Raw genomic sequence first — 14357 nt, forward strand, 5'->3', positions numbered from 1 at the left:
TAGAGTATGCCAAAGAGTAAGAGGCAGCGAGGGCGGCTCTAAAGGGGGAGATGCACATTTCATAGACGTTTTTGGCTTGGAAGGATAGGCTCGCTGACCGGAAAAAGGGTTGTTTCTCTCCGGTACAGCGTTTTTTTATTGCTTTATGTTTCTGCGCGGTATGTCTTGCCCAGCTGGGCCCCCAATCCGAAGTAATGGCGGAAGTTATAAATCAGAGGGCTCCATTTCTGAGGGTCAATATGATTATCGTCGATGAGAATATCCTCGTGGGCATGAACTTGAATGGCTTCCGTCTCGACAATTGCCATAAATGAAGTATGCTCGGGGACACGAATATGTCTCACCTGTGCCTCGATTTGAATGGGGCACTCTGCAATACGGCTCGGCTGTACGACAGTTGATTCAGTTGGCGTCAATTCGCTCACTCCATATTTATCTGAATGATAGTGAATTCCGATGTGCTGTTTGAATTCGGGAACCTGCTGCTTTCCTGTATAGGGAGCCAGCTTCTCGACATTGCCCCACAGCTCAGGGCTCGGAACGTTGATGACGCATTGCGGATGGCGCTGTATATTTTCAATCGCTTTGCCTCCAAGTCCAATCCCCAGTACAATACAATTTCCTAAGGCCCAAGATGAAGACAAGGGGCTTATATTGGTGGTTCCATCTTCATTTAATGTGTTCAACAATATGACCGGAGTCCCATAATACAAAACTTTCGGCTGAATGCTTCTTGCAGACATCATCTTCTTCATCATTTCCATATTCATTGTGCCTCCTATGGTCGGGTTCTTTGTTCATACCTCTGCATTGTAAAACGTAAATAGTTCCATTATCATCGAAGTATGAAATACAATCTTGACAATCAAGGAGGGGAATGTCGTGTCTAGACAAATGGATGCCAATACAGCTGTCATCGCTTCGCTTGTCAGCGATTGCTCTCGTGCTGCTATGTTGACGGCACTGTTGGATGGCCGATTTCACCCAGCGAGCGAGCTTGCTTCTATGGCTGGAATTAAGCCGCAAACTGCCAGCTTCCACTTGGCCAAAATGATCGAAGCCGATGTCATCACGATGGAGAAGCAGGGGCGACACCGCTATTACGGCATTCGGAATCAAGAGGTCGCTCATGTGATGGAGACTTTACTATCAATTGCGCCTCCTGTTCCGATCAAGTCATTGAAGCAGCACAATGAAGATAAGAAAATCCGTTATGCGCGCACTTGCTACGATCACCTCGCCGGGCGTGTGGGCGTACAGGTGACAGATGCTCTTCTGCGAATGGAATTGATGGAAGATGTCGGGGAGACTTATCAGATTACAGAGCAAGGCGAGGCGTTTTTCACGGCATTTCATATAGATCTGGTAGAGACGCATAAGAAACGGCGCGCCTATATATTGAAATGCTTGGATTGGAGCGAGCGTCGCCACCATCTGGCAGGAGCACTAGGCAACGCGTTATTAGAAAGAATGCTGGAGCTAGGCTGGATGAAGCGGCTGCCGGATACGAGAGCCATTCATATAACGGAGGCGGGGATAGCAGGCTTGAAAGAAACGTTCGAAATTGACCTAACGATCCTTGCGGAGTTGTGATGTGAACAGCTCTCCATACAGAATGGACTCGATAGGGCAGCCAGTCATGGTGGAGAGCGTGTCATTGCCGTAATATGACTTGCCTTGGTTAACGTAGAAGGTAACCTCCATCAGGATACAGCGTGCTTCCTGTTGTATAGCCGTTCGTCATTAAGTAGATAACTGTATGCGCGGCTTCTTCGACATCTCCTACCCTGCCAAGCAAGTTAAGGCGCGCAGATTGCTCATAGGCCTGCTCTCGTATGGCCTGTTCTGCACCTTCCCAGTTGAAGGGCGTTCGAACTGTCCCCGGAGAGATGACATTCACGCGAATGGGTGCTAGCTCTACGGCTAAGGCTTTGCCAAGACTTTCGATGGCTCCATTGCAAGCGGCGTATGATGCGCCGTCGTCAAGGGGACGTTGACTAAATGCACCTGACATCAGCACGATGGAGCCGCTGTGGTTCAAGTACGGCAGCCCGTATTTAACCGCATGGTATTGCGGCCAGAACTTGGCGTCGAAGCAGCTGCGAGCTACTTCAAGCGTTGATGTAATCGGGCCGCGAACATACGAAGCCCCAGGCGTGAATAAATGATCAAATGGGCCAACCGTTTCAAAGAGGCGCTCGAGTTGATACTCATCGCGATTATCCAACGTATAAGTCTCTGTCACATCTGTCCCTAATAGCTGACGGGCTTGCTCCAATTTATCTGCGGAACGGCTGGCAAGCACGATGGAAGCTCCTTGTTCAGCGGCTTGCTTGGCCGTCTCCAAGCCAATTCCCGAGCTCCCTCCAATAATGACAACACGTTGCTTGTGTAATGAAATCGTAGACATAGATCTTGACTCCTCTCACTTGTAATTCGACGTTATTATGGAACAAGTAGAGAAGGGTGCCAAGTAGACACTTTCATCGTACTTAGTACGAAAAATCGTACTTTTTGACAGGCTAAGGAATTGGAGGGCAGGACATTTATTTAAAAATATAGGACAACATATCCCTTGCGAGGTGAATGAAGTGATGGATTTGCAGGAGCCGCGATTACTTGGCGTGATGACGACGCTTGAGCGAATCGGAGGCAAGTGGAAGCCTCTCATTCTATTTATTCTAGTAATCAATGGCACCCAACGATTTGGGGAATTGCGGCGGATCATTCCAGATGTCACCCAAGGCACGCTGGCCAAACAGTTACGGGAGCTGGAACAAGATCAGCTTATTGAGCGGATCGTCTATCCGGAGGTGCCGCCTCGGGTGGAATACCGTCTCTCGGAGCATGGACAATCCTTGGTTACTGTTCTCGATAGTATGTGCAGCTGGGGGAGAGAACATTTGAAGTTCATCCATGGCCAACAGCGGGATGAAGGAGGGGGAAGGGGCCAAGGTTGATGTCGGGGCTGAGTCAGAGGCAGCAACAGTAACAGTAACAGTAACAGTAACAGTAACAGTAACTGAAGTAACAGTAGCAGAGTCTGAGAATTGAGCTAGTCTATTACCTATTCTAGCCATACATTACGTACAGGTACTTCTCTTTTTTTATACACTTATAAAAAAGCCCCCTTATGCTTTATTGGAGGAACACACTAGGTGTCCAGCCAATATCGTCGATAAGGGGGCTCTTCATGTTGACCATGTTGGGCCGAGATTAATTATAGTTACGCGTGCGAGCGCTCTTGCGCGATCATTTGGCGAAGAACCGTTTGCAGGATGCCGCCGTTATGGTAGTAGTCGACATCGACCATGCTGTCGAGACGAACTGTTACCGGGAATTCGAATTGCGTACCGTCTTCGCGAGTTGCCACAACTTGCAGAGATTGACCTGGCTCCACGTTGTTGGACAAGCCTACGATGCTGAATGTTTCCGTTCCAGTCAAGGCGAGAGTCTGCCAGCTGTTGCCGTCTTGGAATTGAAGCGGCAGAACGCCCATGCCGACCAGGTTGGAACGGTGGATACGTTCGAAGCTTTCGGCGATAACAGCTTTTGCGCCGAGCAGGTAAGTGCCCTTCGCAGCCCAGTCGCGGGAGCTTCCTGTACCGTATTCTTTACCAGCGATTACGATCAGGTTTGTACCGTCTGCTTGATACTTCATGGAAGCATCATAGATGGACATCACTTCATCCGTAGGCAAGTACTTCGTTACGCCGCCTTCTGTGCCTGGCGCTATTTGGTTGCGGATACGGATGTTTGCGAATGTACCGCGCATCATGACCTCATGGTTGCCGCGGCGGGAACCGTAGGAGTTGAAGTCCTGACGAGTTACGCCATTATCGATCAAGTATTGTCCAGCAGGGCTGTCGACCTTAATATTGCCGGCTGGCGAGATATGGTCAGTCGTTACGGAATCGCCGAGCAGCGCTAATACCTTCGCGTCGCGGATATCTGCGATATCGTTCAAATCAGAACCAAGGTTCGAGAAGAACGGAGGATTCTGAATGTACGTGGACTTCTCATCCCACTCGTACAACTCGCCTTCTGGAACCGGAATGGAGTTCCAACGCTCGTTTTGAGTAAATACATTTTCGTATTTATCACGGAACATATCCGGTGTAATCGCTTGAGCAACAGCTTCCTTGATTTCTTCGGATGTTGGCCAGATGTCCTGCAAGAATACAGGTTCATTGTTGCTGTCGTAGCCAAGCGGCTCGTTCGCAAGGTCAATGTTGACTGTACCCGCAAGTGCATATGCCACAACCAGTGGAGGAGAAGCAAGATAGTTCGCCTTCACCTGAGCATGGACACGGCCTTCGAAGTTGCGGTTACCGGACAAGACAGCGGCAACGGTCATATCCTCATCTGCGATTGCCTTGCTTACTTCGTCAGGAAGCGGACCGGAGTTGCCGATACATGTTGCGCAGCCGTAGCCGGCAACATGGAAGCCGAGCGCTTCCAGCGGCTCGATCAAGCCGGATTTGTTCAAATATTCGGTAACGACCAGGGAACCAGGAGTCAAGCTGCTCTTCACGTAAGCAGGCTTCTTCAAGCCGCGCTCTACCGCTTTCTTTGCAACTAGACCTGCACCGATCATTACGCTAGGATTGGACGTATTCGTACAGCTAGTGATAGCCGCGATTACGACAGCACCTGTCTTCAGCTGTGTTGTCTCACCGTTCGGATGAGTAACCGCAACTTGCTGTTCGATCTTCTCGTCGCTCAGACCATATCCACCCTTATCGATCGGCGTGCGCACGATATCAAGGAAGGATTGCTTCATGTTCGTCAGCTCTACACGGTCTTGCGGACGCTTCGGACCAGCCAAGCTTGGTACGATCGAGCCGAGATCCAATTCAATGACATCTGTGAATGCCGGATCTTCGGTAGCCTCCGTGCGGAATAAGCCTTGGGCTGTATAATAAGCCTTCACGAGCTCGATTTGCTCTTCGGAGCGGCCAGTCAAACTCATGTAGTTCAATGTCTCTTGATCAACAGGGAAGAAGCCGATCGTTGCTCCGTATTCTGGAGCCATGTTCGCTACAGTTGCACGGTCAGCCAAGCTGATGTTCCCAAGGCCTGGACCGAAGAATTCAACGAACTTGCCGACTACGCCCTTCTTGCGCAGCATTTGGGTAACTGTCAGTGCAAGGTCAGTCGCCGTAGCGCCTTCCGCCAAGCTGCCTGTCAGCTTGAAGCCGATAACCTCTGGTGTAACGAAGTAGAGCGGCTGTCCGAGCATGCCTGCTTCTGCTTCAATACCGCCAACGCCCCAGCCTACAACGCCAAGACCATTGATCATCGTCGTATGCGAGTCTGTACCAACGAGCGAGTCAGGATATACTTCAGTAACGCCGTCAACCTGCTTCGTAGCCGCTACGGAAGCGAGGTATTCCAAGTTCACTTGGTGAACGATACCTGTTGCAGGTGGTACCGCACGGAAGTTGTCGAACGCCGTTTGCGCCCAGCGAAGGAAGCGGTAGCGCTCTTCGTTGCGCTCAAATTCCACGTTCATGTTATATTCGAGTGCATCCTTGGTGCCGAATGCATCAACCATGACAGAGTGGTCAATAACGAGATCGACCGGAACAAGCGGATTAATTTGCTTCGGATCTCCACCGGCTTTTTTCACCGTATCTCGCATCGCTGCCAGATCGACAACAACGGGTACGCCTGTGAAGTCCTGAAGCACGATACGTGCTGGAATGAATGGAATCTCTTTATTCTCATCACGGCCATTCGCCCAATTGGCGATCTGGTTCACGTGATCCTTCGTAATGGCGCGGCCGTCGAATTGGCGCAGGGCTGCTTCAAGCAGCACCTTGATCGAAAATGGAAGGCGGGAAATATCGTTGCCTTGCGCCTCGAACGCTTCCAAGCTGTAGTAGCGATAGGAATGATTGCCGACGGTTAACTCGCGTGCTGTAGAAAAAGCATCTGTTCTTGCCATAGAGAAACCTCCTTCTTGGTTCTGTGTTCATCTCTTGCTTGGTGATGCATCTGATTCACGTGTGCTGGCAGGTATGCAGGTAGTTAATTTTTTTCTATTAGTTCCACTAGATGAAACGTTATTTCATAATTGCTTCACATCTCCAGTATAGCGTGTTCCCGTATGAGCGTAAAGAGGTTTTTCTGCATAAAAATGCCTAAATGTACGTGCTTTTCGCACATATTTGTGATGTCTGGTCGTTTGTTCGATAAAGAGCAGATTCGTAGCCCTAAGCACACAATTGATAACCGTGCTTCCCAAGGGCATTCCACAGGACATGAGCGATGTGGATGACGCATATATATGGTAGCAATATTCCGCGGCTTTCAAGGACGGTTGTCCGCCGGAGGCGCGCCCGTACAAGGAGGCAGTAGCATGCGGCAAGATTGGAAAAATACGCTGTATCTCTATGTAGATCAGCACAATCGCTCAGAAGTGGATGATCGGAATTATGCGGTTCAGGCACCCATCGAGGATATGGAGTATGTCATGAAGGCCAGCGAGCGGGCTAGAAGATTGAAATTATGGTATCGCGAACGCGGGACAATACCGCTTAAGAGCGAGACAAAGGCTAAAATCGTACGCAAGCATGAAGGCGATGGAGAAGTGGCTGTCGATGTAGAGTTCCACGTCCAGCGCGAGTATGACCAGCAGGGTGTGTCCTTGTTCGATGAGCGAATTGACATCGAGCGATTGACCTTGAACCGAGACGGTGACAGCTGGATTATTACAAGAGTAGAAACACCGGCCCATGAGCGTCATGGCAGCAAGCTGGATGACGAGAATTATGAGGCGCAGCATTATGCCGAGAGGCAGAACCGCTCGATGCCCCTACTGAATCATGATGTGTTAGGCATGAATATGCGGACGCAGAAGTCTTCCCCCTATCGGCGGGAGAGAGCGGTACAATATGCAGAACAATGGTGGAACGAGCCTAATCCCCGTTTTCTGTCGTTTGAGGTCGATTGCACCAATTATGTCTCCCAATGTCTCTTTGCAGGGGGGGTGCCTATGAACTATACTGGTAGAAGAGAAACGGGCTGGTGGTATAAAGGAATGGTCAACGGTCAGGAGAGCTGGAGCTACAGCTGGGCGGTCGCGAACAGTCTAGAGCGCTTGCTTGCTAATAGCGCATCTGGCTTGCGGGCAGAGCTGGTTGCACAGCCAACTGATCTGCAGCTTGGCGACGTTATCGCCTATGATTGGGATGGAGATGGCCATTTCCAACACACGACGATCGTAACTGCATTTGATGCAAACGGCATGCCGCTCATTAATGCGCATACGACGAACAGCCGTCACCGTTATTGGGACTATCAGGATTCTTACGCTTGGACTGAGGCTACGCAATATCGCTTCTTCCATATAATTGATGCTCTGTAGAGGAGCAGCATGGACAGCGTAGGAGGGACAACAGGCGCTTGATGCGCTGACGGAGGGAATTATGGGACAACAGGAGAAGATGCGCGTCGGCTTGGTGTACGGCGGCAAATCAGGAGAACACGAAGTATCGTTATCGACGGCATTTGCCGTGATGGGAGCAATGGATTACGAGAAGTATGATATTATTCCATTCTATATTACGAAGACAGGGGAATGGCGCGTAGGAGAATTGCGTCATCAACCATTTAGCGATAAATCAGAGCTGACATTAGAAGGCGCTGCCGGTTACACGAAGGACGCAATGGAAATGCTGTTCGCTCGAGTCGACAGCACCGGAAATGCTGGGAACGGCATCGATGTTATGTTCCCGCTTATTCATGGAACGAACGGGGAAGACGGAACGATCCAAGGCTTGTTCGAAATGGCGAATGTGCCTTATGTCGGCGCAGGTGTATTGGCATCATCCGTAGGTATGGATAAGGCTGTCATGAAGCAAGTATTTGCGCATGCCGGCTTGCCGCAATGCAAATATGTTCACTTCATTCGCAGCGAATGGGAGCATCATCAAGCCGATGTGATGGCCAATATTGAATCAGAACTTGGCTACCCATGCTTCATTAAGCCAGCTAACTTGGGTTCGTCGGTAGGCATTTCGAAGGCGCGCAATGATGCCGAGCTGAAGCAGGCAATCGAGGTTGCGCTTCGCTATGACCGCAAGGTAATTGTAGAAGAGTTCGTAGACGCTCGCGAAGTAGAAGTCAGCGTGCTTGGCAATGACGAAGCAGAAGCATCCGTGCCAGGCGAAATTGTGTCTTCCGGTGAGTTCTACGATTACAAAGCAAAATATATCGATGGCAAATCGCAAATCGTTATCCCAGCTCCGCTGGACGAAGAGCTTCTGGATCGTCTGCGCGAGATGGCGGTACTTGCATTCCGAGCGATTGACGGCTCCGGCTTGTCTCGCGTCGACTTCTTCGTACGACGTTCGGATATGCAGGTATTCATCAATGAAGTGAATACGATGCCCGGCTTCACGCCTTTTAGCATGTATCCGCTCATGTGGAAGGAAACAGGGATTGCGTACGGAGCGCTGCTGGATCGTTTGATTCAATTAGCAATGGAACGCTACAAAATGAAGCAGCAGCTTTATTTTGAAAATGTATAAGCAGAAGGCTTGAGTTATTGCAGGTTACGAATACGGAACTTGCGTAACCTATTTTAAATAGGAAGAAATAGAATGGGCTGTCTTGTGGGTAGAGCAACTACTTGCAGGGCAGGCCCATTTTTTATGGTAATAACGAGGATGCATATGGTCTATCCAATTGTGGCTGCTTTTATAAAGAAAGTATGAAATCCGAAGGATGCAGCTTAGGAACAATTATAATGTGGACAAGGAGCGAGGGACACATGAATGCGAACATATTACTTGTCGAAGATGATAGAGAAATCGCGAGAATTGTTAGAGATCATTTGCGCCGGGAAGGATACGAGGTCACCTGGTCTTCCACAGGACTGGAGGGATGGGAGGACTTCCGCAGCGGTGCTTATGACATGGTTATCGTTGACTTGATGCTGCCGGAGATGGATGGGTTCACCTTGTGTAAAAATATCCGGCTGTCGAGCAACGTTCCGCTTCTTATAGTAAGTGCGCGGCTCGAGGATGAGGTCAAGGTACAGGGCTTGAAGCTCGGGGCGGATGATTACGTGACGAAGCCGTTCAGCTTGTCCGAGCTTACGGCTAGAATCGATTCGCATCTGCGAAGATTCAAGCGTTATACGGATGGGACAGAAGCCTCAACGAACAGCTTGTCCTTCGAGGGCGGGCTCGTTATTGACGAGGATCACCAGCTCGCAAGCGTAGGAGATCAGTCCATCGCCCTAACAGTCAAGGAATGGGCGCTTCTCGTACTTCTTGCTCATCACCCGCAGCGTGCGTTTACGAAGAAGGAGCTGTATGAGCATGTGTGGCAGCAGGCCGATGCCGAGGGCAATAATACGGTGTCCGTTCATATTAAGAGTCTGCGTATGAAGCTTGGAGATGACGTACGCAATCCTACTTATATACAGACGGTGTGGGGAACGGGCTATCGGTTCATTGGTGAGCGGCGCGGATGAAGATTACACATTGGCTGATGATCACTTGTCTTGTCGTTATGATTCTGCCGCTCGTGGCATTTGCTGCTTTATTCGGGCTGCTGCAGTCCTATGATGAACGGGAAGGATTAGCTGAATATATGGATGTGATGGAGCGCCTAAGTGAAGTGGAGCAGGTTATAGCAGCGCCTTCGCTGTATCGCATCCAGCCGCAGGACAAGTTCCAAGCGGTCAGTCGAGTCGCAGATCACTCGCTCAAGATCACACTGTATCGGGCAGATGGCGTTCAAGTATTCACATCGATGGAGAACAAGCTGCTTCCATCCATGTATCGTGTCAATCCGGAGCAATTGTATGAGAACCTGTACAAGCTGGAGCAGAGCCATGATACGTATACGTTGAAAAAGCCCATGTTCGAGAAAGGAACACTTATTGGGTTCTATGAAGTCACGATGGTACGCGAAAAGTGGCTTAACGCCTTCCAATATAGGACGTATATCGTCATTGGTTGTGCCGTGCTGTTTTTTATTGCCCTATATGGCGCGGCGCTTATTGTTATTCAGCGGAAGCTGAATCTTCCAATGAAGCAGTTGATGCGGCAGATGACTGCATTTGCACGCAATGAGCTTGTTCCTGATATTAGCCGCAGCTCCAAGGACGAGATGGGAGCCCTGATTACCCATTTTCACGACATGAGAGAGCAGGTTGGGCAGGCCAGAGCGCAAATTGCTGCGGAGCAGCGGGAGCGGGATTACATGGTCGCATCGTTGTCCCATGACCTGAAGACGCCGCTTACCTCCATTCGAGCATATGCGGAATCGTTGCAGCAAGATAAGCAAGTAACAGCGGATGAGAAGAAGGAATACTTCGGCATTATGCTTGATAAAATCGGCTACATGCAGCAGATGCTGGACGATCTGGCGACCTACACAGCACTTCGTTCTACGGAGAACGGGGATGGGCAAGAGCAAGTCCTCGTGGACGGGGAAGAACTGTTCGATATGCTGTTCTCGGGATATGATGCGGTTTGTGCGCAGCGAGGCATTCATCTCGACATTCGAAATGAGGTGGCCGGCGTCTATCCATTCCATGCGAAGCAGATGATGAGACTCGTGGATAATTTGATGGGGAATGCAAACCGGTATACGCCGCATGGGAAAACGATTTGGCTGGGGGCTTTTTCAGAGAATCAGCCGCTGCCGGAATGGCTGTTCCCGGCGTTTGTTGACCGTGTTCAGGCTTGGAGAGGGAATGCGCTAGTGCTGCTCGTTCAGAATGAAGGCGAAGAGATAGAGCCACAGCATATTGAGAAGCTGTTCCAACCTTTTTACCAGGCTGACATGGCGAGGACGAAGTCTCGTAATGGCGGAGCATCTGGACTAGGACTTAGTATCGCAAAAATGATCGCGGAGCGGCATGGCGGGAGCATCGGCGTATGGTCGGCTGCGGCGCATGGCACATTATTGGCCTGTCGATTTAGTTACGAACAAGGATCAGACAGAGAGGATGAATGAAGATGATGTTCCGATTTGCAGGCAGTCTATTACTAGCAAGCAGCTTGATCTTTACAGGCTGTACCAGTTCGGTGAAATTGAGCGGGGAACAACTCGTGAGTCAAGCGCTGGAAGCGGGTAAGAAGGAAGTCTCCTACTACGCGGAAGGTGTTACGGTTTCTTATGAGAACGGCAAAGAAACTGAGCGTTATATCCTGAAGGAATGGTCGGATGCAGAGACGAAGAAGAAGCGGGAAGAAGTAATTAAGGACAATGAGCGAGCCATATCTGTGAGTGACGGCAAGCTGATTACGGTATGGGATGAGCATAATCGGCAAGCGTTCAAAATGGACGTAGGTGACGGGATGCGGTCGATGACGCAGCGGGAGCAGTTGAAAAATATGCTGGAACATTTGAACAAATCGTATCGTATTGAATCGATGGGAGACGAAAAAGTAGGCGAACATCAAACGGTTCATATTAAGGCTTCATCCAAAAAGAAGGATGCCCTGCTGAAGCAAATGGAGTTATGGGTCGATCAATCTACTTGGATGGTGACAAAGAGCAAAATCGATAGCGGTGCGGTCAAATCCACTTTCGAATATACGAAGCTGGATATGGCGCCGAAGTTCACGGCAGATACGTTCCAGTTGAGCATACCGAAAGATATTCCGGTGCGTGACATCAATGAGCTGAACCCGGCGAAGCAGGTATCACTGGAGGAAGCGAAGAAAGCGGCAGGAGCCCCATTTCTACAAATAACGGATAAGGATTTTTCGTTGAAGAAGATAGAGTTGGCGCAGTTAGAGGGAGAGATGAAGCGTACGGAAATCTCTTTGGAGTATGACAAAAACGGTATATCTTATGTAAGTGTCAGTCTGTTCAAGACACCTGCCGACGCACAAAGAGATCTGGGCACAGCAGTAACGGTGCGCGGGAAATCAGGATGGTATTGGGACGAAATACACTCGCTTACGTGGGACGAGGATGGATTCCGTTACACGATGATTCCGTCGAACCCAGATGTTACGCAAGAAGAACTAATCAAGATTGCAGAGGGCATGAGTAAATAAGTCCCGATGGTTGGAGGGGGATATAGATGGAGAGTAAGCTGGGGCAAAAGTTGCATCCTGATTATAGGAAGGCATCTCGCATTGCAGGCGTCATTTCACATGGCATTATGGCCGCAGTCATTATTGCCTATGTTATTATCGCTTCTGTACAGGGTTGGATACAGTACCCCGCTTGGATTGCATCAGGATTATGGGTGTTGTCTTTCATTTGGTTCGTATGGATTGAACCGGTACTGACTTATCGTTATTTTGCATTCGAAGTATTTGAGGAAGAGCTGCACATTCAATCAGGAGTTATTTATTTGAAACATACGATTGTACCTATGAATCGCGTACAGCATGTAGAGACAGAACGCGGGCCGCTGCTGCGCAAGTATGGGCTCTCGCAATTGTCAGTCGTCACTGCGGCGACGACTCATCGGATTCTGGCAGTCCAAGAGGAAGAAGCGGAGCGGCTAAAGGCCAAAATTGCAGAGCTGGCGAAGGTGGATGACCATGAAGAATAAGGAGATGCGCCTTCATCCACTGCACATGGGATTTTCGATTCTACAGGTAGCCAAGGCCATATGGCCTTTCCTCATTCTCTACGCATGGAAGGCTAAGGATCACTCGTGGATGCAGATTCTTTTTGCCGCCATTGTTGTCTATGCAATCGTAGATGCGGTGTTGGATTGGAGAAGGTTCACCTTCCGCTTCGAGGAAGATAAGCTCGTCATCAATAAAGGGATTTGGATTCGGGAAGAAAAAACAATCTTCTATCGGCGCATTCACTCGGTACGCTTGGAGCAGTCCTTCCTGCAGCGTGTAAGCCGGACAGCTCAGTTGAAGATTGAGACGCCTGGTGGAGATGCGGATGGAGATGGCGTGCTGCCTACATTGTCGCTTGCACATGCGGAGGAATTGCGCACTATTTTAACGCAGCGCAAGCAGAGTACTCCGCAGATCGGTCTAGAGAGCGGCGATATACCTAAGACGGCAGGCGCTAATCATATGCTGCCTAGTAACAACGTCCGTGCGACAGCAGGCGTGGATAAGATGGATCAGGACACACCGTCAGAGGAGGCGGGCTTGTTCGCACGGGACATAAGGCTGAAGGTAGGAACATTATTCCTATCCTCGGCGACAACGATCCATTTAGGCATGCTGCTTGCCTTCTATTTGGCGATTACGAACTTCGCAGATGACCTGCTGAAGCTGATTCTGCCAGATGGGCTGATGCAAAGACTAATGGATCAGATGATGTCCGCGATCCCAAGCCATCTGACTTATGTCGTGCTCGGAGTCGGTGGTCTCATACTTGCATGGCTCATCTCAACACTGTTGTTCGTAGCGAAGTACTATCGATTTACAGCGGTGGTGCAGGGGGACGAGATTGTCATTTCCTACGGACTGTTCGAGAAGAAGGTGAACGTCTTCAAGCCAGGCCGAGTGCAGGAAATCATTGTGAAGGAGGGCATGCTTCGTCAGCTGCTCGGGTACGCACAGGTGGAGGTCGGAGTGCTGTCAGCAGATAAGAAAGAATCCTTGCTGCTGCATCCGCTTATTCGGGTTCGGGATCTTCCGCATTTGTTAGCCCATTTTGTACCGCAGGTTGAATTGGCGGACGATGCTGTGCAGCATCGTCCGCCTGGTCGGGCCTGGTGGTACTATATTCGTATGGAACTGCTGCTCTTCCTTACCACTTACGGACTGCTCTATTGGTGGCAGGGGAATATGGCCCATTGGCTGTGGCTCCTAATGCCGATATTGCTCGGGATGGGGACACTGCGACTTAAGGACGCGGGAATTGGTATCCAGAATAAGCAGCTAATGATGCGAAGCCGTATGATCGCTAGAAAGTCCTGCTATATGTTGAGACCGCATATTGTCTCGCTTTCAACGAAAGACAGTTACTTTCAGCGTCAGCGTAATATTCGCTCCCTACATGTTACGATTATGAGCGGACATTCCTATACTGCGACATGTTTCGACGACCGCGACGTCGCACGTGTACGGCAATGGTACAGCCGTCACAAACCTGAATAACCAAACAGGAGGGGGAATCCTCCTGTTTTTTTTATGTTCTGTAAAACTATGGTGCAAAACGCTCAGACGAAGGGTGACCATAGTCCGATAAATATACATTTTATTGGTAAAATGGTTACAAAAACGCAACTTTTTCGACGTATTCGCGTCAAATGATGACAAATGATATCGATTTACAATTTCTCCAACCGAATCGTTCGCGTAATCTGAAAAGGAGCGATCAAATCGCTTTGCAGCAGGCTTTTTCTTTGCTTCAGCGCTGTAATAACCAGCAGAAAATGAGGGTCCTAGTTTTCAAAA

General features: G+C 49.7%; 12 protein-coding genes. 9 read left to right on the top strand and 3 right to left on the bottom strand.

Annotation, left to right across the window (positions count from 1 at the left end; all coding sequences use genetic code 11):
• Positions 1 to 143 precede the first annotated feature (143 nt).
• Entirely contained in the window at positions 144 to 764 is a 621-nt protein-coding gene (locus M3661_RS14035) for a flavin reductase family protein (protein WP_251486008.1), read from the bottom strand.
• A 130-nt stretch (positions 765 to 894) separates the two neighbouring features.
• Here M3661_RS14035 and M3661_RS14040 point away from each other — a divergent pair, with 130 nt between their 5' ends.
• Entirely contained in the window at positions 895 to 1593 is a 699-nt protein-coding gene (locus M3661_RS14040) for an ArsR/SmtB family transcription factor (RefSeq protein ID WP_251486235.1), read from the top strand.
• 88 nt (positions 1594 to 1681) lie between these two features.
• On the opposite strand, the gene M3661_RS14045 is transcribed toward M3661_RS14040, so the two are convergent.
• A complete protein-coding gene (locus M3661_RS14045) occupies positions 1682 to 2410 on the bottom strand; it encodes an SDR family oxidoreductase (protein WP_065291571.1) in 729 nt (242 codons plus the stop codon).
• Positions 2411 to 2594: 184 nt separating this feature from the next.
• On the opposite strand from M3661_RS14045, the gene M3661_RS14050 reads away from it, so the two are divergent.
• Positions 2595 to 2960: a winged helix-turn-helix transcriptional regulator gene (locus M3661_RS14050; protein WP_065291570.1), complete on the top strand. Its 366-nt coding sequence runs from the start codon at positions 2595 to 2597 to the stop codon at positions 2958 to 2960.
• A 266-nt stretch (positions 2961 to 3226) separates the two neighbouring features.
• Here the strand turns inward: M3661_RS14050 and acnA are convergent, their stop codons facing one another.
• Positions 3227 to 5950: an aconitate hydratase AcnA gene (acnA, locus tag M3661_RS14055; protein ID WP_251486023.1), complete on the bottom strand. Its 2724-nt coding sequence runs from the start codon at positions 5948 to 5950 to the stop codon at positions 3227 to 3229.
• Positions 5951 to 6364: 414 nt separating this feature from the next.
• Between acnA and M3661_RS14060 the strand changes: the two genes are divergently transcribed.
• From M3661_RS14060 to M3661_RS14090, 7 genes are all read left to right on the top strand, one after another.
• Positions 6365 to 7372, top strand: coding sequence for an amidase domain-containing protein (locus M3661_RS14060; RefSeq protein ID WP_251486026.1), 1008 nt, complete (start codon positions 6365 to 6367; stop codon positions 7370 to 7372).
• A gap of 61 nt (positions 7373 to 7433) precedes the next feature.
• Entirely contained in the window at positions 7434 to 8537 is a 1104-nt protein-coding gene (locus tag M3661_RS14065) for a D-alanine--D-alanine ligase (protein ID WP_251486029.1), read from the top strand.
• Positions 8538 to 8779: 242 nt separating this feature from the next.
• Positions 8780 to 9487: a response regulator transcription factor gene (locus M3661_RS14070; RefSeq protein WP_065291567.1), complete on the top strand. Its 708-nt coding sequence runs from the start codon at positions 8780 to 8782 to the stop codon at positions 9485 to 9487.
• The gene (locus M3661_RS14075) at positions 9484 to 10980 is read left to right on the top strand and encodes a sensor histidine kinase (RefSeq protein WP_065291566.1); all 1497 of its coding nucleotides are present in this window, start codon (positions 9484 to 9486) and stop codon (positions 10978 to 10980) included. Before M3661_RS14070 ends, M3661_RS14075 begins: the two co-directional genes overlap by 4 nt.
• A 2-nt stretch (positions 10981 to 10982) precedes the next feature.
• On the top strand, positions 10983 to 12032 hold the full coding sequence (locus M3661_RS14080) for a LolA family protein (RefSeq protein ID WP_251486032.1): 1050 nt from the start codon (positions 10983 to 10985) through the stop codon (positions 12030 to 12032).
• 26 nt (positions 12033 to 12058) lie between these two features.
• Complete coding sequence (locus M3661_RS14085; RefSeq protein ID WP_065291564.1) at positions 12059 to 12538, top strand: PH domain-containing protein; 480 nt, start codon at positions 12059 to 12061, stop codon at positions 12536 to 12538.
• Positions 12528 to 14057 carry a PH domain-containing protein gene (locus M3661_RS14090; protein ID WP_251486035.1) on the top strand — a complete coding sequence of 510 codons (1530 nt, stop codon included), beginning with the start codon at positions 12528 to 12530 and terminating at the stop codon, positions 14055 to 14057. Before M3661_RS14085 ends, M3661_RS14090 begins: the two co-directional genes overlap by 11 nt.
• Positions 14058 to 14357: the final 300 nt, after the last annotated feature.

Origin of the sequence: Paenibacillus sp. MER 180 (assembly GCF_023713665.1) — a bacterium.
GTDB lineage: Bacteria > Bacillota > Bacilli > Paenibacillales > Paenibacillaceae > Paenibacillus_B > Paenibacillus_B suaedae.